Origin of the sequence: Psychrobacter halodurans (assembly GCF_017498075.1) — a bacterium.
In the GTDB taxonomy this organism is placed as follows: domain Bacteria; phylum Pseudomonadota; class Gammaproteobacteria; order Pseudomonadales; family Moraxellaceae; genus Psychrobacter; species Psychrobacter celer.
In genome coordinates, this window is sequence record NZ_JAGBKN010000022.1 from 15,535 (window position 1) to 38,806 (window position 23,272).

Annotated in this window: 22 protein-coding genes; 12 read left to right on the forward strand and 10 right to left on the reverse strand. The window is 48.3% G+C overall.

The annotated features are described in order from the left end of the window. Positions 1-372 precede the first annotated feature (372 nt). From minC to J3491_RS09670, 3 genes are all read right to left on the reverse strand, one after another. Positions 373-1,209 carry a septum site-determining protein MinC gene (gene minC, locus J3491_RS09660; RefSeq protein ID WP_075100397.1) on the reverse strand — a complete coding sequence of 279 codons (837 nt, stop codon included), beginning with the start codon at positions 1,207-1,209 and terminating at the stop codon, positions 373-375. Between the two features lie 135 nt (positions 1,210-1,344). Continuing rightward, positions 1,345-2,442: a hypothetical protein gene (locus tag J3491_RS09665; RefSeq protein WP_207970060.1), complete on the reverse strand. Its 1,098-nt coding sequence runs from the start codon at positions 2,440-2,442 to the stop codon at positions 1,345-1,347. 285 nt (positions 2,443-2,727) lie between these two features. Continuing rightward, entirely contained in the window at positions 2,728-3,693 is a 966-nt protein-coding gene (locus J3491_RS09670) for an acyltransferase (RefSeq protein ID WP_198335315.1), read from the reverse strand. A 455-nt stretch (positions 3,694-4,148) separates the two neighbouring features. Between J3491_RS09670 and J3491_RS09675 the strand changes: the two genes are divergently transcribed. The 7 genes from J3491_RS09675 (at position 4,149) to J3491_RS09705 (ending at position 12,754) form a co-directional block, all read left to right on the forward strand. Beyond that, a complete protein-coding gene (locus tag J3491_RS09675; protein WP_075100400.1) occupies positions 4,149-4,805 on the forward strand; it encodes a YiaD family glycine zipper/OmpA-like lipoprotein in 657 nt (218 codons plus the stop codon). Positions 4,806-5,108: 303 nt separating this feature from the next. Then, complete coding sequence (locus J3491_RS09680; RefSeq protein ID WP_207970061.1) at positions 5,109-6,569, forward strand: imelysin family protein; 1,461 nt, start codon at positions 5,109-5,111, stop codon at positions 6,567-6,569. Positions 6,570-6,841: 272 nt separating this feature from the next. After that, complete coding sequence (locus J3491_RS09685; RefSeq protein WP_207970062.1) at positions 6,842-8,503, forward strand: di-heme oxidoreductase family protein; 1,662 nt, start codon at positions 6,842-6,844, stop codon at positions 8,501-8,503. Between the two features lie 95 nt (positions 8,504-8,598). Next, positions 8,599-9,747 carry an imelysin family protein gene (locus J3491_RS09690; protein WP_207970063.1) on the forward strand — a complete coding sequence of 383 codons (1,149 nt, stop codon included), beginning with the start codon at positions 8,599-8,601 and terminating at the stop codon, positions 9,745-9,747. Between the two features lie 3 nt (positions 9,748-9,750). After that, a complete protein-coding gene (locus tag J3491_RS09695) occupies positions 9,751-11,352 on the forward strand; it encodes a DUF1513 domain-containing protein (RefSeq protein ID WP_207970064.1) in 1,602 nt (533 codons plus the stop codon). A 62-nt stretch (positions 11,353-11,414) separates the two neighbouring features. Further along, the gene (locus tag J3491_RS09700) at positions 11,415-12,041 is read left to right on the forward strand and encodes a M48 family metallopeptidase (RefSeq protein WP_241900750.1); all 627 of its coding nucleotides are present in this window, start codon (positions 11,415-11,417) and stop codon (positions 12,039-12,041) included. Positions 12,042-12,151: 110 nt separating this feature from the next. After that, a complete protein-coding gene (locus tag J3491_RS09705; protein WP_207970065.1) occupies positions 12,152-12,754 on the forward strand; it encodes a methyltransferase domain-containing protein in 603 nt (200 codons plus the stop codon). On the opposite strand, the gene J3491_RS09710 is transcribed toward J3491_RS09705, so the two are convergent. Both J3491_RS09710 and J3491_RS09715 read right to left on the reverse strand, forming a co-directional pair. After that, complete coding sequence (locus J3491_RS09710) at positions 12,735-13,403, reverse strand: HD domain-containing protein (protein WP_207970066.1); 669 nt, start codon at positions 13,401-13,403, stop codon at positions 12,735-12,737. The two genes, J3491_RS09705 and J3491_RS09710, sit on opposite strands and share 20 nt — an antisense overlap. Before the next feature lie 54 nt (positions 13,404-13,457). Next, positions 13,458-14,366 (reverse strand): hydrogen peroxide-inducible genes activator, encoded by a 909-nt coding sequence (locus tag J3491_RS09715; RefSeq protein ID WP_075100408.1) that lies wholly within the window; start codon positions 14,364-14,366, stop codon positions 13,458-13,460. A 293-nt stretch (positions 14,367-14,659) separates the two neighbouring features. Between J3491_RS09715 and ahpC the strand changes: the two genes are divergently transcribed. After that, positions 14,660-15,226 carry an alkyl hydroperoxide reductase subunit C gene (gene ahpC / locus J3491_RS09720; RefSeq protein WP_075100409.1) on the forward strand — a complete coding sequence of 189 codons (567 nt, stop codon included), beginning with the start codon at positions 14,660-14,662 and terminating at the stop codon, positions 15,224-15,226. Between the two features lie 282 nt (positions 15,227-15,508). Continuing rightward, positions 15,509-15,670, forward strand: coding sequence for a hypothetical protein (locus tag J3491_RS09725; RefSeq protein ID WP_207970067.1), 162 nt, complete (start codon positions 15,509-15,511; stop codon positions 15,668-15,670). A 92-nt stretch (positions 15,671-15,762) separates the two neighbouring features. On the opposite strand, the gene J3491_RS09730 is transcribed toward J3491_RS09725, so the two are convergent. After that, the gene (locus J3491_RS09730; protein ID WP_207970068.1) at positions 15,763-16,011 is read right to left on the reverse strand and encodes an HP1242/YdcH family protein; all 249 of its coding nucleotides are present in this window, start codon (positions 16,009-16,011) and stop codon (positions 15,763-15,765) included. 411 nt (positions 16,012-16,422) lie between these two features. Between J3491_RS09730 and ahpF the strand changes: the two genes are divergently transcribed. Continuing rightward, positions 16,423-18,000 carry an alkyl hydroperoxide reductase subunit F gene (gene ahpF, locus J3491_RS09735; protein ID WP_207970069.1) on the forward strand — a complete coding sequence of 526 codons (1,578 nt, stop codon included), beginning with the start codon at positions 16,423-16,425 and terminating at the stop codon, positions 17,998-18,000. Between the two features lie 176 nt (positions 18,001-18,176). On the opposite strand, the gene J3491_RS09740 is transcribed toward ahpF, so the two are convergent. The 4 genes from J3491_RS09740 to J3491_RS09755 all read right to left on the reverse strand — a co-directional run bounded on the left by J3491_RS09740 (position 18,177) and on the right by J3491_RS09755 (position 21,519). After that, the gene (locus J3491_RS09740; RefSeq protein WP_207970070.1) at positions 18,177-18,509 is read right to left on the reverse strand and encodes a protein tyrosine phosphatase family protein; all 333 of its coding nucleotides are present in this window, start codon (positions 18,507-18,509) and stop codon (positions 18,177-18,179) included. A gap of 199 nt (positions 18,510-18,708) precedes the next feature. Then, positions 18,709-19,035 carry a protein tyrosine phosphatase family protein gene (locus J3491_RS09745; protein WP_207970071.1) on the reverse strand — a complete coding sequence of 109 codons (327 nt, stop codon included), beginning with the start codon at positions 19,033-19,035 and terminating at the stop codon, positions 18,709-18,711. Positions 19,036-19,293: 258 nt separating this feature from the next. Then, complete coding sequence (locus tag J3491_RS09750; RefSeq protein WP_207970072.1) at positions 19,294-21,003, reverse strand: SulP family inorganic anion transporter; 1,710 nt, start codon at positions 21,001-21,003, stop codon at positions 19,294-19,296. Positions 21,004-21,105: 102 nt separating this feature from the next. Further along, positions 21,106-21,519: an ArsR/SmtB family transcription factor gene (locus J3491_RS09755; RefSeq protein ID WP_424108359.1), complete on the reverse strand. Its 414-nt coding sequence runs from the start codon at positions 21,517-21,519 to the stop codon at positions 21,106-21,108. Between the two features lie 235 nt (positions 21,520-21,754). Here J3491_RS09755 and J3491_RS09760 point away from each other — a divergent pair, with 235 nt between their 5' ends. After that, positions 21,755-22,624, forward strand: coding sequence for an MBL fold metallo-hydrolase (locus J3491_RS09760; RefSeq protein ID WP_100750100.1), 870 nt, complete (start codon positions 21,755-21,757; stop codon positions 22,622-22,624). Positions 22,625-22,709: 85 nt separating this feature from the next. Further along, a complete protein-coding gene (gene trxC, locus J3491_RS09765; protein ID WP_075100416.1) occupies positions 22,710-23,147 on the forward strand; it encodes a thioredoxin TrxC in 438 nt (145 codons plus the stop codon). Positions 23,148-23,272: the final 125 nt, after the last annotated feature.

Consider the following 23,272-nt stretch of genomic DNA (forward strand, 5'->3'; position numbering starts at 1 on the left):
GTATCAGTCGCCCTGCACACCATCAGATGCCAGTGTATTTACATCTAAACGACGATACCGAGTTCAATACCAACATCAATACCAGTATGACTCGTGCTATGGCACCTCTCTATAGCCTATAGACCGGCGTAACATAAACGCCTTAATAGATGATATAGCGAGCGCTGATGAATAGGGTAAATAGTGGCAGAGCCAGCAATTCATCATAGAGCAGTTTTGTTAAATAAACTTACAGTACTATTAAAGCGGTCATTATCTATAGCGAGACTGCCAATATCGTAGCATTATTTGTCGCCAGCCATGTTTTTATTTGCACAGACGTTTACAAGCCAGAGCTGCTGGTATTGCGGCTGGCATTTTTGTCTACTAGCGCTATACATCATCCATGACTGTAAATACTAAACCTTCTCCTTCGACAAACCGCACTTGTACTGATTTGTCGATCACGTGCTCAGGTAGGTTGTCGCGCAGGCAGTAAGTGCCAGCGACCGATACCAATGAGGGGTTAAAGACTTGACAGAAGATACGCGCGTCTTTGTCGCCGGTGGCACCTGCTACCAGACGGCCTTGCGCACGCCCATATACGTGTAGGCTGTTGTCAGTGATGGCTTCAGCGCCGCTATTGACGCTATTGGTCAAAATCAAATCGCCGCCCACATGATTGAGGCTTTGGCCTGAGCGTAGCATTTGGTCATAAATAAGGCTGGTGATTTGCTCAGCGCTGACCAATGTCTCAGCGGCAACATCAGCGAGCGTTGTCTCAGTGGTAGCGGTGCTATCTGTCGCGGCGTTGTCTTCTGGACTGCTGGCCGCGCTTGATTCAGCAGGTTGGTCTGCGGTGACTTGCTGACGCTGGGTCGCTGGTTTTTTGGTCGGTAAAATGCGCTCAATACGCTTGCCATCAGCAGGAAAAATGGCCAAACGCAGCTCACGCGCCTGTGCGTCTAGCAAACCTGTGACGACACCGATGGGCTGTAGTCCCCACGACCATAGCAGCTCTACCAAAGCAGAGAGATCCTGCTCGACCTCGCTATCGATAAGGACTGGGATATTGCTTGATTTACCGCTGAGTGTGGCTGCAAGCTGAGCGTCGATAGCACTGAGATCATCTGTGCCAAACTGCAAACGCGAAAAGGTCAGCATCTTGCCATAAAACGCCAACGCTGGTGCGGCGCTTGGGCCTTGGGTGCCATTATCTAAAACTGTCATATATCAATCCTCAAGAGATAATCTTGTCGCTGTCTTTACCGTACTATGTATTGTCGTGTCATACGCTGTATGACTCAGTGATGCTGTGTGATACCAGTCGTTATCTGGCATTGGGCTGATGGTCAAATGTATCGCTCAAAGGTTGAGCATGTCTTGATGTTTCCACTGCTGTACTTTTACCTGTGCTTCAAACTCCGTCAAACTGTCGTCGATGATACTAGAGACTAAAGTGTCCAGCGCGCTGTTGTCGGTGTCTATTTGCGCAATACCACTGGCAATGGCCACCATCAACTCATCTAAGCGCTCAGGGTCTAGCAGACGTTTATTTAGGGCGTACACGACGTTTTCCCCAATATTGTGCCCGACATGCTGTAGCTGTGACTCAATCAGGCTGCCAGCGATGGGTATCATGCGCAGATAACGACGCAGCTCAGGCGTATTGGCCAAGCCTTCTTCTATAGCGCCGCCCATCTCACGGGCGAGAATGCTGCCGCCGCCTGAGGCTGCAGTTAGTGCCTGTAGTTTGGGCACCAGCTCTGTGCGCAGGACGGAGAGTACCGCAGCTTCTATCTCACGACGATTGCGTGCTATCGTGGACTCGATAAAGGATTTGTGTGTTTCAGGATTGGTCAGCTGCTGCCGAAAGTTTTGGATGGTAGTCAGTATCACGCGATCAGACAGCTCTTCTAATAAGAGGTCAATATAAAACTTGATGCGATTGATCCAAGGCTGCGGCAGTACTTGATAGCCAAGCTGATACAGACGGCGACCAATGATGACAGCACGAAACAAGCGCAGCGCGCGCAGCTGCGGAAAACAGCCAAGCACTTCATACCAATGCACAAAAGGAAAAAAGAACCAGCGATAATATACGTTGTCTTTGATTGCAATCGCCCAGCGTAGCAACAGCTCTGCAATCAAAAATATCGTAAAAAAGCCACCAGCGGTACGCAAGGGGTCGTGTAAGGTGTTTTGATACCAAAGCAGCGCCTCACTGATGCGCAGCCACTCTGCGACATGACTGCTAAAATTGCTCATCAAAATCGCATCGATACTGATCAGCAACAGATCAATACTGATGGCCACGATCATCACAATATCATAAGCCAGCTTTGCGCGGTTTGGCTTCGGCCGATTGGGGCGACTGGGCGGCGGATGATCAGGTAGCCGAGTTGACTGATTGGGCACAGGGGCTGTGTTCAGCTGCGAGCTAGGAGTAGATGAGACGGGCACAGTCAGACCTTATTAATGATAAAATGATAAATGGTACAAAGCATAAGTGAGATAGACGGCGTACGATACATACATCCTCACCATCATCACACCATCAGCGGATCATGACTCACATTATCAATGAATAGGACTAAAAAACAACCCATCTTTTATGATATCGGTCGCTTGCAATAAAAACGATACGTGAATGCCGATAGCGTGGCTCACCGCGCAAGACCAGCCACCAGTGATTTGGCTGCTATTTAGCCATCATGCAGCATTCAAGTATTATGAAGTACTCAAGTATTATGAAGTATGGTCAGCGGCAGGGTTGTGCTCAAAATCTGCTAACATGTCGCTGATGCGCTGATCTTTGTCGCGCCAAACTTGCTCAATCCACGCAAACATTTGTGCTTTTACTTGCTCATCGTTTTCGTAGCCGCCGCGTTTAATCCCAGCAAACAGCTCAGCTGGGATGTCTAGGTATCTGACGTCAACGCCTAAGCGTTTGATATTGCCTTTCCACAGATCGCTGTAGGTAGGGACGCCATCAGGATACACGATGGTCATATCTAGCAGGCCATCCATCTCACTGCCCAGTGCATTGATGGCTAAAGAGAGTCCGCCTGCGCGTGGTTTGAGCAAATGTGTATAAGGAGATTTTTGCTGTTCGTGTTTGGCTTGGGTAAAGCGCGTGCCCTCTAGGTAATTTAACAACGTGAAGGGCTTGTCTTTTAACAACGCGCAGGCACGTTTGGCTTCCTCGATATCTTGGCCTTTTAGGGCGGGGTTTTTTGCCACTGCTTCTTTTGAGTGTCGGCGCATCATTGGGAAGTCTAAAAAGTAAAACGCCTGACCCACGATTGGGATATAAATCAGCTCAAACTTGGTAAAAAACCGTGTGAGCGGCAAGCGTTTTTCGCTGATGTATTGGACAATGCTGGTATCGACCCAAGACTGATGGTTGCTAATGAGCAGATATTTGCCCTCAGTATTGACGTCGTCGGGCAGGCTGATCCGCCAGTCTTTACGCGGCAACATGTTATCAATCAAGGCATTATTGCTACTGATCCAGTGGTTGGTGATTTTGATGACGGTTTTATCGGCGATCGGCGCGCCGGTGATGATTTTGCCCACGCCCATTAACCATAAAGGAATACTACCAACGAAGCTGTTGGCTGCAATGACGCCTGTCGCCGTCGCAAGCGAGACCGCTTTTCCGAGCTTTGGGCTGCGCTTATGTATTTTTTTGATAGTAGATGTCAGTCGCATGCTAAATCCTTTTCAATCGGTATTGTTGGGATATTTATGGTCCACCGCTTAAGACAAAAGGTATGGTGAAGTAAGTTCATATACGAAGTGATTTTAGCAGAAAGCACTCATAGTGTACGAGTGTAAACGTGACTTGCGATAACAAGTTTTGAGATGAGACTGATAGTCGGCGTGAGAGCAAGTGATTTTGTGGGTAAAGAATTTTTTTATGATTATCAGGGCTCATGAGTAAAAGATATCGTAACAGAAGAAAACCGCACAAAGTCCTGTCTTTTTTAATAGTATATTCTGCACTTTTCATACATAGGTGTGACAAAATATTACACATAATGAGATTGTAATTGCCATAATGATGATGAGTGTATACAAGCACCTAAATAAGATTAATGGAAAAATCTTTATAAAAAGCACAATTTATTTGTCATTTTAATGGTTTAAACTTAAGAGGAAATATTATGCGTAACAAATTAATGATTGCGGCAGTGGCTTCAGGCTTAGCATTAAGCGGTTGTACCACTGACCCTAACACTGGACAACAGCGTCTAAACAAAACCGCTCTAGGTACGCTAGCGGGTGCAGCGGGCGGCGCGGTAGTATCGAAAGCGACTGGCGGCGATAAGACTGGCCGTGATGCGGCTATCGGTGCTGCATTGGGTGCTGGCGTCGGTTACTACATGGAGCGTCAAGCCAAGCAGCTTGAGCAGCAAATGGCAGGTACAGGCGTAACGGTTGAGCAAAACCCAAATACAGGCAACATCGACCTTGTCATGCCAGGTAACATCACCTTTGCTTTTGATGATGCGACCCTAAGCTCATCTTTCAAGCCCACACTTGATAAGCTGGCTTCTACCATGAACCAGTACAACAAGACCACGGTAAACATCGCAGGTCATACAGACAGCCGCGGTTCAGCCTCTTATAACATGGGTCTATCACGTGACCGCGCTTATTCAGTAGCCAACTACCTAACAGCACGCGGTGTGTCTTCTAACCGTATCAATGTAGTGGCTTACGGCGAGTCCCGCCCAGTTGCGGACAACAGCACCGACTATGGTCGCCAGCAAAACCGCCGCGTTGAGTTGACCATCAACTCGCCACAGAGCGTTAACTAATTTATCGTTCTATCGATAAGTAAATAATTATAATAAGTAGATCGATCATAAAAGAGTCAGCGAATTGCTGGCTTTTTTTATGCCTAATATCAGACTATCGCCATCGCCGTGAATGCTGATGTAAAATTAAATATTGATAATGATTATCAATAACCCTATAATTCATAGAGGTTTTAGATAAGTGCCGTAACATAAGCGCAATAACTGATACTGACTTTATCTACATTATGATATATGGATAAAGTCAGTATGCGCTGTGACACTGACGACGATTTTTCTTTTGTAATATCTTTGAGGATATGTATGACGATTACCACAGGAACGAGCCGTAAGATTTTCCCCACCGCTTTGGCTGCTGCGCTGGCAGGGTTATTAATGGTGTCGGGTTGTACCAAACAAACCGACGAAAATGCTGAGACAAGTGCAGAGGGTCAAACAGAAGTACAAAGCGCAGAGTCAGCGGACAGCGGCGAGCTATCGGCGACCGATCAGGCACATACTGACAGACTGGTAATCAGCTATGCCAATATGGCTCATGCCGCCTACAAAGACTCACTTGAGACGGCTAAAGCGCTACAAAAAGCGGTAGAAACTTATGTAGACACGCCCACCGAGGCCAATCTAGAGGCGGCAAAAGCAGCTTACAAAACGGCGCGTCAGCCATACTCTCAGACAGAGGTTTTCCGTTTTGATGAAGGGTTTGTGACGGCCAATGATAAGCGCGCCATCGGTAGCGTCGATGGCTGGGAAGGTCAGGTCAATGCGTGGCCACTTGATGAAGCTTTGATCGACTATGTCAGCGATAGTTACGAAGGCGAGTACAACAGCCAAGACAATATCATCAATAGCGACAGCATCACGGTCGGTAGTATCAAACAAGACACCAGCAGTATTACACCTGAGCTACTGGCAGATATGAATGAGATCGGCGGTAGTGAAGCCAATGTCACCACAGGCTATCATGCGATTGAGTTTATGCTATGGGGCCAAGACACCAACGGCGTCAGCGCAGGGGCAGGCGAGCGCCCTGTGACTGACTATGTCACCGAAGCTGGGCAATGTACCAGCGGTGATACGGTCAATGAAGACGCCAGTATCTGTGAGCGTCGCGGCGAGTTCTTAAAAGCGGCAGCGCAGTTGCTGGTAGACGACCTCACAGCGATGGAAGCCGAGTGGCAGCCTGAGAGCGAAAACACTCTACGTAGCGATCTGATGGCGCGTAAATACGACAATGGCCTACGTCAAATCATGTATCAAATGGGCAGCTTGGCCTTAGGTGAGCTGGCCTCTGAGCGCATGCAGGTCGCGTTTGTGACGGGCTCTACTGAAGATGAGCACGAGTGCTTTAGTGACTTAACTCACCTAAGCTATGCCAATAACGCACGCGGCATCCAAAATGTCTTTAATGGCAGCTATAAGACTGTCGCTGGCAAAACCATCGGTGGCTACGGTGTCAAAAACTATCTGATCGATAGTGGTCATAAAGAAGCGGCTGATAAGCTGACTGCTGACTTCAAAAAGGTCGAAGACGCCTTTAATGTCATCGTAGAAAAAGGCGAAAAAGAAGGCATCAAGGTCGATCAGATGATTGCAACAGTCGGTCAAGCGAGCAAGCATGACATCTCAGCAGAAGAGCAAAACAAACGCCGCGGCTGGATCGAGGCGGGTATCACAAGTCTGCAAGCGCTGACAGATGGTATCGAAAATGCGGCAAAAGCAGTCGGTATCGATAACTTAGACGCGGACGCTGGCTCACAGTTTTAGGCGATTGACTTCTCTCACATCGAATAATTTCATGATGTCGATTATGTTTTACAAGTCATGAAAAGCTGACGAAAGATATGTTTGTAAAAGTGCAAGTTATATATAATACATGCGTTGTTAACGACCGTTAGCAACGTATTTTTACGTGCAATAAAATAGGTCAGGCGTTGATTTATAGCGTCGATGTATTTTTATACCGTTATATTGATAAGAAAAAATACTGTTATAGCCAGCCATTTTAATGGTTCTACTTGAGAACTAAGGCAACTCCTATGAGCTCCATTCATACCAAGTCCTCTGCTTTCCCTTTCTTTTCTTCAAGCTTACAAGGTACATCGTTTAAACTTGCGCTTACCGTCGTAGGTGCAATCGCCATCAGCGCTTGTCAGCCCACGGATAGCACGTCAGACAGCGCATCGATCAATAAAAACACCAATGACACTGCCGTTGCAAGTGGTGAAGGCGCGTCCGCTTTGACGCCCAAACGTACGCAAACCGTGGAATCGCTGGCTGGCGTGCCGATGCAGCAGCTGGTGACATTTGACCCGCAAGAGATCAAACAAGGCGGCGACACGGGCATTAGCATTACCAGTAGCGAGAGTTACTCCAAACCCTCGTCCAATCTGTCGGCCTCGCGTAAGGGCAGTTTTTTTATTGGTAATGCGTTTTTTCGTCAGCCGTGGGTGGTCGCACCTGCCAGTACCGATAGCCGTGATGGTCTTGGGGCATTGTTTAACGTCGCGGCTTGTCAATCGTGCCATATCAAAGATGGCCGTGGTCACGCACCGATGAGTAGTGAGGACGATGCCGATAGCTTGCTGATTCGTTTGGCGATGCCAGCGACCACCGATGAGGAGCGAGCGCAGCTGCAAAACTCGCTAATCGAAAAAGTCGTGCATCCGATGTATGGCGGCCAGCTACAAGATCGCGGTATTCAGGGCGTACCTGCTGAAGCAAGAATCGCGGTGCAGTGGACAGACAAGCCCGTCACTTTCGCTGATGGTCACGTCGAAACCCTGCGCGCGCCCACCTTTCATCTGACTAGCCCAGGCTATGGCGCGTTTGATGATGAGATGATGGTATCGCCGCGCGTGGCCTTGCCGATGATTGGGCTTGGGCTGTTGGAACAAATACCTGATGACGATATCAAAAAACAAGCCGTCGATAATGACAGCGCTGATATCAGTGGTAAGTTTAACTGGGTCATGGATCCACAGACGGGCAAAACCGCGTTGGGACGCTTTGGCTGGAAAGCAGGACAAACCAAGCTTTTGACACAAAACCAAAGTGCCTTTAATGAAGACATGGGGCTGACCTCAAACATCCGTCCTCATGAGTCCTGCATGCCTGCGCAAACGGCGTGTGTCAATGCAACTACGGGCGCTGATGAGCAAGGCGGTGGTAAGCCGCCGGTGGAGGTCAATGACGAGGTGGCCAAGTTTGTGGAGTTTTATACGCGCAATCTGGCTGTCCCGCATCGCCGCAATGCCGAGGATAAGCTGGTACTTGCTGGCAAAAAACGCTTTTATGATATGGGCTGCCAAAGTTGTCATACCCCGCGCTATCAGTTGCCAAAAACCGACGATGACCATCTTGAGCAGCACGGACAAGTGATTTATCCTTATACTGATTTGCTATTGCATGATATGGGTGACGAGCTTGCTGATCGGACGATCGCTGGTAAGCTGCCGCCCAAAGACGCGCAAGTAGAGTTTTTGGCCAACTCTTATGAATGGCGAACGCCGGCTTTATGGGGTATTGGTCTTGCCCAAACGGTCGATCCGCAAGCGACGTTTTTGCATGACGGTCGTGCACGCACCTTGATGGAAGCAGTACTATGGCACGGCGGCGAGGCCGAAAAACAAAAACAAAAAGTCCTACAGTTAGATAAGCAAGGACGAGCTGAATTGACAGCGTTCTTGCAGTCGCTATAAATTGCGTGACAAAAGGCTTGGGGGCAAAGGGGGCGCTCTTAGCAAACGACCAATAAACAATTGATAAAATCACTCATACAAATACCGAGAAACTTATGAAAATAAACCCTGCTGTAGCAATGGCACTGTCTGCTTTGAGTGCGGGCCTGCTGATCAGCTGCGTCAAACCTGCAGATGAAAACAAAGCGCCAGACTCTGAGGGTCAAGAAGTCACGCAAGATAGCGCCGCTACGCCGTCTGTAGATGATAAAAATAACAGGACAGAGCGTATCGCTGCTGTCGATATCAGCGCTGAGACAGAAAAGACTTATCTGACCCATGTGGCAGATGATCTCGTCATTCCTGCCTATGCCGATGCAGCGCGCCAAAGCGAGCTGCTGCATGAGCTGGCACAAAAGCACTGTCAGTCAGACGCCGTCAGCGGTGATGAGCTGCAAGCGCTGCGGGATCAGTGGCTGGTGCTGGCACAAGCGTGGGCGCGCGCTGAGATGATCAACTTTGGGCCTGCCACCGCTAGCATGAGCAACCTATATATCAACTACTATCCTGATGAGCGCGGGCTGGTGCATAGCGGTGTGGCTGATTTGATCGCAACCAATCCAAAGCTCACCGCAGAGCAGCTCGCTGATGAGAGTGCTATCGTACAAGGGGTGCCAGGACTAGAAGAAGCCCTGTACGCCAATAATAGCTTGGATGCGGGGCAGTGTGCTTATGTGATAAGTGCCAGTGACGCCTTGAGTACGCGCCTACAAAACATCGAAAAAGACTGGCAAAAAAACGCGACAACGCTGTTGGCGATTGATAAAACAGCTGATAGCGATCAGGGCTTAAACCAATGGTTCAATTCGTTATTGTCGTTGGTTGAGACCATGAAGTCGAACGCCATTGATCAGTCTTTGGGACTGACCGGCAAAGCCAAAGGTCATGTGCCAGCCGCCACTGCTGGCCAAAGCCGCGCCATTATCAATGCCAAATTAGCCACGTTAAATGAGGCGCTGACCGACCCTGTCCTGACGGCTATCCTTGGCAGTAATAATGAAAACAACGTCGCTGATACGCTATCGACTGCCTTAGCAGATGCCACCACGCTATTGGCGCAGATGCCAGAGGATATCGCCACGGCTGATAAAGCAACGCAGCAAGAATTGTATGACCATCTAACCTCCATTACCCGTATTATCAAGCGCCAGCTGATACCGACACTCGGTATCCGTGTGGGCTTTAATAGTACCGATGGCGATTAAATAATGCGTAAGCGTAACGACGATACCCATACCCGAGCTTTACTGCTGCACGAAGGTAACCAGTCTCGCCACGAGCGACTGACGTCCGCTGTCACGACGACGCTCGCTAGTGTCACAGGTACGGCGGCGCTGGTCGCTGTCCATCATCATTATCGTAAACGCCGGCAGCCCGATGCAAGCTTGCAAGATTACGTGATCGGTGTCCGCGCGCAGTGGCAAACATGGCAGTTGAGCAGTAGTTCAGTGCCACAGCCGTCGGAGCAGCCTAAGTGGTCAAAGCTATCACGCTTTCGCCATGCTTGCCAGCAGGCGGCGGTGACATGGCAGCGAGCCTATCAGCAGCCTTATTCAGATAACACTGATAACACTGATAACACTGATAACAACGTTATATCTGATTTGGCTGCTGTGCATACCACCACCATGATGGCACGCCCCGTGTGCTGGGTAAGTGGGGTGGCGTCTATGCCAAAAAATCTCACTGCCACTGACCACCCTGATGGCCAGTCTGACAATCACTTTGGCGTCGTCGGTATTGACGCTGATAGACAGATCGTTTGGCAGACCACCATGCCTGAGCGTGTCCATGATATCGTCGTACAGCCGTCTGTCGATGGAGTGTTTGATACAGATACCCAGTACGATATGCAATACCATAAAACCAATCATCAGCAGCGCCGTGATGTTGTGGTGATGGGACGTCGTCCTAGTGAGAGGTTTTGGGTGCTTGATACTGCCACAGGACAGGTCAAGACAGCCATTCAAGCGCCAAGCCATCGACATTTTTATGGCCATGCCTGCTATAGCTTAGATGCCCAGCGTTTGTATGTGACCGAAAACGATACGGTGAGCCTCGATGGCAAAATCGGTGTCTATGATGCGACTAATGGCTATCAGAAAATCGCAGAATTTGATGCTTTTGGTATCGGCCCGCATGAGCTGGTGATGCATCCTAATGGCTACACACTGGTGATCGCCAATGGCGGTATCAAAACCGAGCGCGCCTCACGCGAAGAGCTAAATCTCGATAGTATGCGTCCATCATTGGTGTATCTCAATCGTCATACGGGCGCGTTGCTGGAGCAGGTCGTCCCAGCGCACAACCAGATGAGCGTGCGTCATCTCGCCATGCATGACGATGGCACGGTGATGATTGGTATTCAGTTTCAAGGAGATAAGCATATCAATGTGCCCTTGGTACTGACGCATCAGCGCGGTGATGTTGAATTCGAGCCGCTCACCATGCCTAATGATGAGTGGCAGCGCTTTCATCAGTATATCGCCAGCGTCTCCGTCGACAGTGTGCATGATTTACTATGCGTCACCACCCCGATTGGCGGCTGTGCGGCGATTTATGATCTAAATACGCGGCAGCTAATCAACGATGTCAGTTTGCCAGATTGTGCGGGCGCGTCGGTGTTGGCTGATGAGAAAAAAGCAGGCTTTATCGTGAGTGATGGGCAAGGACGGCTAACGACATTAGAGGTGAAGTCGGCACCGACAGCAGCGTTAGCCGCCAGCACATCATTAGATAACGCTTGGCAAGTGAGGAGCGATAGCAAGTGGCATAAAATGTCTTTTGACAATCATTTACAAGCGCTGTAACGGCGGTGAATGCTAAATAATAAAGCAAGAATGTAAGGAGACAGGCCATCAGTTTACATGCGGTGAGACAACATCTTGCGCAGGCAGGGATAGAGCTGCAAGTCCATAAAAAGCGCGTCAAAAACATCAATTTTCGCTTAAAGCCTTACACATTGATGGTCTCCGCACCGGCTTTTATCAGTACCGCGCAAATCGAGCAAGCCATTGCCAAGCGTGTGTCTTGGGCAATTGACAATCACGCACAGGTCTTAGAGCAGCACCAGCGTAAACACCGTCCTTTAGCGGACTCTTCAACGGCCGACAGCCCTATTTTACTTTGGGGTGCCGAGCAATCCCTGACCCTCAGCCGTGATAAAAAACTGGCCTATTACCGTGAGCAGCTTGCGGCTACCATGCCGTCATTGTTTGACAAATGGCAACCTGTGGTCGGTGCCTATGCCAATGAGATACGCCTAAAAAAGATGCACACGCGCTGGGGCAGCTGCAACACGCGCGCGCGTCGTATTTGGCTATCTGTATATCTGCCTGCCTATCCGCTTGAATGCACCGAATATGTCATCGTCCATGAGCTGTGTCACCTGCATCATGCCAACCATAGCCATGAGTTTTGGCAAACGGTGGCGACCGCGATGCCAGACTACCGGTATTGGCACGATATGCTAGCAGGCAAGACAGGGCAGTTGGATTAAGAGTGCATCGACTATATCAATAATAACGCCAAGTAACCTATATAATACTGATATGATAATCTATAACAGTACAAAACGTATTATTAAAAATAAGCAAGGATAAATATAATATGGAAAATGTCAGTCAAGCCGAGTTTTGGCAGCAGCGCTACGAGCAAGACAGTACCGGTTGGGATATGGGTCAAGTGTCGCCACCGCTCAAAGCCTATATAGACCAGTTGCCTGAATCAGCTAAGGCGCAGGCTATTTTGGTGCCAGGAGCAGGGAATGCTTACGAGGTAGGCTATTTGCATGAGCAAGGCTTTACCAATGTGACGCTGGTGGACTTTGCTCCAGCGCCCATCAATGACTTTGCCGAGCGCTATCCTGACTTTCCATCTGAGCATTTAGTTTGCGCCGACTTTTTTGAGTTATCGCCTGCGCAGTATCAGTTTGATTGCGTACTTGAGCAGACTTTTTTTTGTGCCATTGACCCTTCACGCCGCGACGACTATGTCAAAAAAATGGCCTCACTACTCAAACCACAAGGTAAGCTGGTTGGTGTGTTGTTTGATGTCGATTTTGGCCGTGATGAGCCGCCCTTTGGTGGTACAAAAGAAGCGTATCAGCAGCATTTTGCCAGCCATTTTGATATCGATATTATGGAGCGCTGCTATAACTCACATCCAGCACGGCAAGGCAGCGAGCTATTTATTAAGCTGCAAGCAAAGTAAGCTCGCGTTGGATATTTGCTCGCGCTGGCGTCTCAAGCCGCTCATAGTAATAATGAGTCAGATAAAGCGTTGGCTGCGCCAATAGTCTGTTTAATACCGCCATTCGTCCTGTACGATATTCGGCTAATGGCACATGGCCATACTCTTGGCGCACCGCTTGCGCATAGCGCTCGTACTGTGACCAAGGCGCAGCCAAAATGCTTAAATCCATATCCAACAGATAAGCGGCATCATTGACTTTGTCAGGGTCGGATAGCCCCGTAAGTTGATGGTTGGCGGTCATCATGATCAGCGCATAGAGGTGCTCGCATTGCTCAGCGCTCAGATACGGGCGTAACGTCTCTGCTGCATACTCGGCGCTTTTTTGCTCATTGTCTGTACGCAGCGGGTCATATATCACATCATGATAAAACAGGGCTAATGCGACAATATGAGGCTCGTTAAGCTTGTGCTTGATTTGCTCAAACTGCGCGAACAATTGCTGCAGGTGGCTTAAGGTATGATAAGCGCGTGTCGTTTCGTTATAGCGAGTAGCGATATCTTGCCACAGCGCATGGACTGTCGCCGGCTTGATATCGCTATTTATCGCAGATAAGTGCTGAGCAAGATAGTGACCAGAATTAAGGGTTATTTGTGGAAATTGGCTCATACCTCACCTAAGTTGTTTTGCTCATTACTGCTCATTACGGCTAAGTCCTGCAGCTTAGGACTTGTTTGCAGCATCTTCAAACGCCTGTTTAAACACTTTACCCAGCAAATTGACATCATCGACCCGCGCATAGTTTAAGCGTGTGACAAAGGCAATATGACGATGCGGGCCGTCTTCTGCCAGTGGTACGGCGACAGCGTTGCGGTTTTGCAAATGCAGCTGATCTAAGGCCATCTCTGGCACCAGCGTCGTCCCCATGTTGGCAAGTGCCATCTGAATCAAAGTATTGAGACTGGCATCAGAAAAGCTCGATTTCATCTGTGCGCGATCGAAGTGACAGACCGATAAGGTTTGATCGGTCAAGCAGTGCCCTTCACCGAGGAGCATCAAATTGGCCGTCGCCAGCTCATCAGCATTGATGGTCTCAAGTTTGGCGTGCACATCGTCTTTGGGGAATACGGCAAAAAAGTCCTCACTCCAAAACTCAAAACTGTGTAGCCCATCGACGGCATAAGGCAACGCAATAATAGCAGTATCGATATGGCCGTAGCGCACCTGCTCGAGTAGGCGTTCGGTTTGCTGCTCGATGATGGTCATGCGAAACTCAGGATAATGCTCGCGCAGCGCGGGCAGTACTTTAGGCAGCAAGTACGGGGCAATCGTTGGAATGATACCGACCGTCATCGGATACGCAAGCGGGGTCTTATGACTGTGGGCGCGGGTGGTCAAATCCCGCACTTCAGAAAACACCCGCTGAGCGCGTGTCAAGATATCTTGCCCAATCGGGGTGATCAGCACTTGCTTATTGTTACGCTCAAAAATCTGCGTATCTAGCTGTTTTTCGAGCTCAGCGATACCGAGACTCAGCGCAGACTGTGAAATATTGCACTCTTCGGCCGCGCGCTTAAAATGGCGGTGTTTGGCGACGGCTAAGGCAAACTCAAGTTGACGTAAAGTAATCATAAAACCTCTCTATTTATGGGCTTTTTAATGCTATCTTGTCAGATGATTGATGTAAGATACTTGCTTACTATCAGGCCAGCATACACGCGTACAGCACTGATGATAAAAACTGGAGATAATAGTTTAACAAGTTTAATAAAACAAAACATCACATTAAAAACTTTTAACTGGATTAACCATGAAATTCGCGTATAGTTTGTCATGTAACCCAGAGAGTTAAAGGCTTGGTAAAAACAGCCAACTCTATCATCACAATGCAACTTAAAACACTGTAATCAAAAAAGGAGCCAATCATGGCAGCTATTATCAATCAAGAAATCCCAGAATTCTCAACAGAAGCGTTTGTAAACGGTGAGTTCAAAACCATCACTTCAGAAGACGTAAAAGGCAGCTGGGCTGTGTTTATGTTTTACCCACACGACTTTACTTTTGTTTGCCCAACTGAGCTTGAAGACATGGCAAACCATTACCAAGAGCTAAAAGACTTAGGCGTAGAAGTGTACTCAGTATCAACTGACACGCATTTTGTGCACAAAGCATGGCATGACTCTTCAGAAGCGATTGGTAAAGTCACTTTCCCAATGCTAGGTGATGGCACTGGTAAAATTACTCGTGGTTTTAACATCATGATCGAAGAAGACAACGCTGCTCTTCGCGGTACTTTCATCGTCGATCCAGACGGCCTCATCAAAGTAGCTGAAATCCATGACCTAGGCATCGGCCGTAGCGCAAAAGACGTGGTTCGCAAAGTAAAAGCCGCTCAGTACGTTCGTGACAACGACGGCGAAGTTTGCCCAGCCGCTTGGGAGCAAGGTCAAGCAACACTAAAACCAAGCCTTGATTTGGTTGGTAAAATCTAAGTAGTCGATAGACCTCTTAGGTAACGTTATGGCACTGGCGTTTAACTATGTTTAGAGCCAGTATCATAGACAAAGACCCTATCAGCAGATGTTGATAGGGTCTTTTTTTACATCTCGTCCAAAGGCTGACACCAGATTTTACCAAATTCTATTTTCGGTTATTTGTGCTGATTACAGGCTTTAAATGATAAGCGGCAGTGGATTATTCAACAGCTTGTTTTATCATCGATGATTTAATCAAGACCATTATAAGAATGAATATGATAATAAAAGAGTAAAATCATGAGTCATCAATCAAAAAATAAAAACTTTCCTCAGCAGCAGCAGTCTTTGCTAGGCTCGCAAAAACAACAGCACCCAAACCCTGAGGTACTACCGCGCGACTATCCAGATGGCAAGCTGGCTGGCAAAGTCGCGATCAAGCGAATTGAAGACACGCCCTAGTTATATTATGAAACAAAACCCCTATCAGCAAAGATTGATGGGGGTTTATATGATTAAAAAATGTTTGTGTTTTTGCCCTAGGGCGTGTGGTACTAAGCCTGAGACTGTAGTTTGTTTTTATCGATGATTTGATAAATTTCATCTTTTAAATGCAGCTTTCGTCGTTTCATTTGCTCAATTTCGTCTTCGCGGCTGGCATGCTTGACCGTGTCTTTTTCCAGCTGATTGATTTGCTGATCCAGCATGGTGTGCTCATCAAAAATGCTGGCAAAGTGACTGTCTTTTTGTTTTAGTTCGCTGATGATCTCTCGGTTATCTTGCCATGTATCAGTCTTTCTCATATTGTCATCCTTGTTATGAAGCGCCAGCTTGCCACAAACACCAGCAAGTATGAGCGCATGATCGTGAAGATTGCTGTAATGGTGAGACTTGAGGTTGATGCAGACAAATAAGAACCCTTCCCATTCGCCTCATTTGATTGTAGCGAAAAAACCGCCTTGATACCATGGCAATCCGTCAAGGGTGGTTTTAGTATTAATCATATTTAATCGTTTACGATTGGTTTTATAAAACGTAAGGTTTGAGTTTCTCAGCTTGCCCCACATGCCTAAACCTATGATAATAGAGACATCAAAGGGCATAAACCAAATGCCCAATCGCTTTTTTATAACAGAAACAGTCACAAAAAAACCGTATTTGAACAGGCAATGCGACAGTTGCCGTTACATATCCAATAATGATGGGGAACAAACATGATAGATCAAAATTTATTAGATGCGATCAAAAGCTATAGCGAAAACATGACTCGTCCGATTACCTTTGTGTTGGGTAGCGGTGAGCACGCAAAACGCAGTGAGTTGATTGATTTTTTGAGTAAAATCGCAGGTACAACTGATAAAATCAATTTCGATGCAAAAGCCACTGACGACAGCTTACCAAGCGCGATCAGCTTTGCGATTTATAGCCATATCGATGGCGCGCTGAGTGATACGGGTATCGTCTTTAGCGGTATCCCAGGTGGCCATGAGTTTACCTCGCTGGTTTTAGCAATCTTGCAAGCGGGCGGTCATACGCTGAAGTTAGACGAGGGTATTCAAAAACTGATCAAACGCTTTAATAAGCCGTTGCAGTTCCAGACTTATGTCTCATTGTCTTGCCACAGCTGCCCAGAAGTGGTGCAAGCGCTTAACCAATTTGCGATACTTAACGATGATATCAGCAACGAGATGATCGATGGCGCCTTGTTCCAAGAGCAGGTCGAGGCAAACAATATTCAAGGCGTGCCAGCGGTTTTCTTAAACGGTAAGCCATTTGCCAATGGTCTGATCGATACGGCAAAGCTCATCGAAAAACTGCAAGAGCAGTTCCCTGACTTGCTAGCAGAGGCAGGCGCTGATGAAGACCAATTAGAGCAGCAAGATGTCACCATCATCGGTGCTGGTCCTGCTGGGGTTGCCGCCGCGATTTATACCGCGCGTAAAGGCCTCAAAGTCACCATGGTCGCTGACCGTATTGGCGGACAAGTAAAAGACACGCAAGACATCGAAAACCTGATTTCTGTACCGTTGACCACGGGTAACGAGTTGTCAGCCAACTTTGAAAAACACTTGCGCGAGTACAACATCACCCTAAAAGAGCACGTCAGTGTCAAAGAAATCGGTGAGACGGCCGAGGAAAACTACAGCATTCATCTAAACACCGGTGAGAGCTTTGAGACGCGCAGCATTATCCTTGCGACCGGTGCCCAGTGGCGTAAGCTTGGTGTGCCAGGCGAAGAAGAAAACATCGGTCAAGGCGTGGCTTACTGTGCTCACTGTGATGGCCCGTTCTTTAAAGGTAAAGACATCGCCGTCATCGGTGGTGGTAACTCAGGTGTCGAGGCAGCACTGGACTTAGCGGGTATTGTCAATCATGTGACGGTGCTTGAGTTTGCAGACGACCTCAAAGCCGATCAGGTGCTGATTAATAAAGCCAAAGAAAAAGACAATATCGAGTTTATCACCAGTGCGGCCACTCAAGAGATCAAAGCGACTGACAATAAGGTGACGTCTATCGTTTATCAAGATCGCAGCACCGGTGAGACCCATGAGCGCGATTTGTCAGGGGTGTTTGTCCAGATTGGTCTGATGCCAAACACGGATTTTGTCAAAGGCTTTGTCGATCTAAACCGCTTTGGTGAGATTGAGATTGATGAGCGCTGCCGCACCGATCGCAAAGGTATCTTTGCTTGTGGTGACGTGACCACAGTCCCTTTTAAGCAGATCAATATCGCGATGGGTGAGGGCAGTAAAGCGGCATTATCAGCGTTTGAATACTTGGTGATGCAGTAAGCCTCTACTTAACTACTTATCTTTTATAAAACAAACCCCTGAAGCCTATATAGACTTCAGGGGTTTTTATGGTTCATCGCTTATGTCATGCGTCCTGAGCGTTGTTAATGTCATTAGCACAGGCACTTATTGCTATTGCCATGGGGTATCTGGCGGGCGCATGGCTTAATGATAGTCTAGTCGTCTAGCAAATCCATGCGTTTGGCCGCTTCGTAGATACCGGTTGAGCGGTTGCCCGTACGGCAGAAGATCAGCATGGGCTGCTCAGCTTGATTAAAAAAATCTGCGAATTCTTCGACGTGGTATTGGTTGAGCTCACTACCGGCAAAAGACACTTCTTTGTAAGCCAAGCCTGCCTCGATCGCTGCCGCTTCAATCTCTGCGCTGGTTGGCTGTCCTGGCTCTTCGCCATCAGGACGGTTGTTGATGATGGTTTTAAAACCGTTTTCGGCGAGCATAGGGACTTGGTCAGGGGTGATTTGCCCTGTGATACGAACTTGATGACTCATAAATCTTCCTATTTTTAGTTGTGTGGGCTGGTTTTTGCGCCAGCATTTTACGTGTATAGAGCTGTTGGGCTCTATCATGGCTTATCAGCCAAAAATCAGAGATGGCTGTTTGTCGCTTATAGCTTATAGCGTGTATTCATAAAGCCGTACAGTCATAGAGCGCAGGGTAATACCGCCAGCGGCACTCGGCTATATAGGCTTACAACAAACCCTGCATTAAGGCGCTTTGATACAAGAGCTTGGCACGCGCTCCAGTACCACAAAACATCAAGATGGGTTTGGGCAGCGTGTGATAAAGGGCGGCAAACTGCTCGACGGTCAGCATACTCAAACGCTCATCATCAAAAGGCAGGTGCTGATAGCTTAGGTTTGCCTGCTCGGTGGCATCGGCAAACTCACCACTATTGGGCTGTGACTCCACTTCTGCATCAGGGCGGATGTTGAGCACAGAGCGATAGCCCAGCTCGGCAAGTTTGATACACTGGCTGGGATAAATTTGCTTATAAATCGTTATGTCATCGGTCATAAATAGCTTCGATTAAATATGTGAAAAATGGGATAGGGCAGTCGGTCTGTCATCAGATGGCAAAGCGTCAGGCACCCTCCGTGAGAGGGAGTTGGTAGCCTGTTATTTTAATTTATTTGTCTATACAAAAAACAGCCTGCTTTATATCCTATCATAACGATATTTTATTGCCAGTGACACCAGTGATTGATGCGATGTCGTAAAAACAAAGCGGCAAATATCAGCTCGCAATCATAAAGCCATTATACCAACCGCCTGCTAGCGCGCTGTCAACGAATTGACCGCGTCTAGTGTACTGAGATAGACCTGTCCTGATAGCTCGGTGATGAGCGGCGTGTGACCGATGACATCCATGACAGGCCCCTTCACAAAACTAAAGTGCAGACGTTTATGTTGTTGTGCCAGCTCTTTGTTGAGCGTACTGAGCATCTCTTGGGCGGTCAGGTCGATATGGTTGACAGCAGACATGATTAAGATAAGCTCGCGCGCCTCGGGGTATTGTTGTAATGCCTTTAAAATGCGCAGGTGCACCGATTCACTGTTGCCAAAAAACAAGCTTTCATCGATACGCAGTAGCAACAAATTATCAAAAGTCACCACATCATGACGATTGATATTGCGAAAGTGACCAGTGCCGCCCAACTGACCGACGATCGCCACGTGCGGCTTACTTGATTGCCAGATAAGGCTGGCAAAAGACACCATCAGACCGATGACCAGTCCTGTATTTAGACCAAATATCAGTACGCCTGCAAACGCTGCGATAAAGCTGGCGGCATCCAAACGATCTCGCTGCCACGCCGACTTTAGGGTATCGATATCGATAAGCCCAATGATAGAGGCCATGATGGTCGCTCCTAGCAGCGCATAGGGTAGCGGCGCGAGTGCATTACCAAAAGCGATCAGCGCGGCGATCATCACCACTACAGTGACGAGGCTGGCCATTGGCGTTTTGGCTCCTGAGTCGACGTTGATGGCGGTACGCGAAAACCCGCCAGCGACCGCAAAGCTCTGAAACAGACCGCCAGATAAGTTGGCCAGCCCAAGACCAGTTAGCTCACGGTTGGCATCGAAGTGCTCACCGCGCAAGCGTGCATAAGTGCTCGCCACAGAGCTGCTGGACACAAAGACAATCAGCGCCATCAGTCCTGCAGTAGGCAAAAGCTTGAGCGCTTCTTGCACATCGGGCAGATGCGGTAGTGTGAAGCTTGGCAGCCCTTGCGGGATACTGCCGATGGTCGCAACCCCCAGCGCGCTCCAATGCAGCGCCATACTCAGTATGATCGCCACACCGAGCAAAATCAGGGGAAATAAACGCTCGGCCCATTTAGCCGATGACGCTGACAGCCACGTACGCCAGACCCACTTGCTGGCATAGCGGTTCGCTACCAAAAGAGCAAAGGCGATGACACCGATAAGCAAGGTCAGAGGATGCAGCTGGCGCATGTACATTTGCAGGCTAGACAGATAGCCAATCAAGCTACTACCCGCGACTGGAATCGCAGTCAAATACTTCAGCTGACTGACAAAAATAAGCACCGCTGCACCGCTGACAAAGCCTGCCGAGACCCCGCGGCTGATGAACTGCATGATCCAGCCGAGCTTGAGACGTCCCGCTACCCAGAGCAGCGCTCCTACCATAAACGCCAATAGGCTCGCCATCAAGGCGTACTGCTCAGCGCCTTTATCGGCATAGGGCAGCAAGCTACTTGCCGTCATAATAGCCGTGATGGCGACAGGACCGACCGCTTGGACATTGCTCGAGCCCAGCCAAGCATAGACAATGACTGGCACAATCGCCGCATACAGGCCATACACAGGCGGCAATCCTGCCAATACTGCGTAGCCGAGGCTCTGCGGAATGACAAGCACGCCCACGACCAATCCGGCGATGACGTCAGTTGGCAAGGTGGCTAGCTGGTATTGGCGTAGCCATGTGGGAATCAGGCGAGCAGCGATAGAAGACATATCAGTACATCATCTTAAAAAATATTTCGACACCAAAAAATAGCAGCGCCATCAAGTGATAGTGGCCGTCCGCGTCTGTGAACGGCTATTGATTGACTGTGGTTAGTCGGTTTTGGCACAAAAACGTTGGTACAGCAGATTTAAGACCGCCAGCGCATCCTCACTTGCGATACGATAGTAGATCTGTTTGCCTTCACGGCGGGTCGTGACCAGCTCATCTTTGCGCAAAATACCGAGCTGCTGCGACAAGCTGGGCTGTCCAACGCCGACCAAACCTTCAAGTTCACTGACGCAGTATTCACCTTGGGTGAGCTGACACAGCAGCAGCAAGCGATCAGGATGCGAGAGCGACTTTAATAGTTGGCTGGCTTGCATAGAGGCTTGTTGCATCTGCTTGGCAAGATCGGCGGGGACAAAGTCTGCTGGATATGTGGATGCATCCTCATTCGTACTCTGAATGGATGCACTCGATGCTGAAGTAGAAGTAGTCAGAGTGAGCTCCTTATAAAATAGCAATAACTGTCTCGGTAACATCAATAAATATATGGTTAATTATCAATGATATCATCAATGATAGCAAGTTATCATTAATTACATTATATAAATTGATAAAATGTATGGGAGTTGCTATATTAACACTATAAACGAGTCGGCAACTGAGTAAATATTATATACGACTCGATATCATACTTAACTATTATTTATAGGTTAAAAATATTTATAGATGAAACATTTTGATAGCGAGGCTGCCATGCAAGTTCATTCTTTCTTACATAGCGATACTGAGACCTATACGCACGTACTGGCTGATGTCCAACACAAGCTATGTGCCATCATCGATCCTGTATTAGATTTTGATGCCAAGTCTGGTCACACCGCTACCAGTAGCGTCGATGAGGTCCTCGCCTTTGTCCGCGAGCAGGGCTGGGAGCTGGTGTATATCATCGAAACCCACGCCCATGCCGATCATATATCGGCGGCCATTCATGTCAAAGAAACACTCGGCGGGCAGCTCGTCATCGGTCAGCACATCACGGAAGTGCAAAAAATATTTAAGCAAATTTTTAACTTTGACATGAGTTTTCGCACCGATGCCAGTCAGTTCGATATTTTGACAGACGACGGCGATACTTTAGCGCTTGGCGACATCACCATCACAGCGATGTATGTGCCAGGTCATACGCGTGCAGATATGGCCTATCTGGCAGCCGATGCCGAAAAAACCGTGGTGTTTGTCGGAGACACGTTGTTTGCCCCTGATGTCGGCACGGCGCGTTGTGACTTCCCAGGTGGTGATGCCAAGATGCTGTATCACTCTATCCAAAAGTTGCTGGCGCTCCCCGAAGATACCATCATGTATCTGTGTCATGACTATCCGAGCAAAGGACGAAAACACTGCCCCACGACCACGGTCGCCGCCCAAAAAATGGGCAATATCCATGTCAAAGACGGTATCAACGAGGCAGAGTTTGTGCATATGCGTGAGCGGCGCGATGCCACGCTTTCGATGCCGCGTCTGATTATTCCGGCTGTACAAGTCAATATCGATGCAGGGAATTTTCCGCAACCAGAAGCCAATGGTACCCGTTATCTTAAAGTACCCATCAATGCGCTGGGATAATGGCAGCATGTAAAGTTATGCTATATTTAAAAGTAACAAACACATACGCCACAAAAATCATAAGGGCTAAAAAAGGAGTCTGATGATGAATGAACAAAACCTACATCTGGTCTGCCCACACTGCCAAGCGACCAACCGTATACCAGCAGCGCGGCTGACTGCTGCGCCAAACTGTGGTCGCTGTCGTCAGCCATTATTGACAGGCAGCGCGCATGAGCTGAGCGCACACACCGTCAATAAAGTCATTCAAAAAAATGAGGTATTGACCATCGTGGATTTTTGGGCGAGCTGGTGTCAGCCGTGTCTGATGATGGCGCCGCAGTTTAAAGAGGCTGCCAGTCAATTGCCACAAGTGGTCTTTGCCAAATTGCAAACCGATAAGTACGAACAAGCCGCCGCCCCTTATCGTATACGCAGCTTACCGACGATGGTGGCCTTTAGAGGTGGTAAAGAGATTGCGCGGCAGTCAGGCGCGCTACCCAGTCAGCAAATCGTGCAGTGGGTACAAAGCCTGCAATCATAACCACTAGGGTGTGTCCTCATTTTAAAAATAGCGATAAAAATGAGATAAATCGCCGTCAAACAAGGAAAATAGCGCAGATAATATTGAGATATTAGTCAGCTATTTGACACCGTTTGGCCAGATTT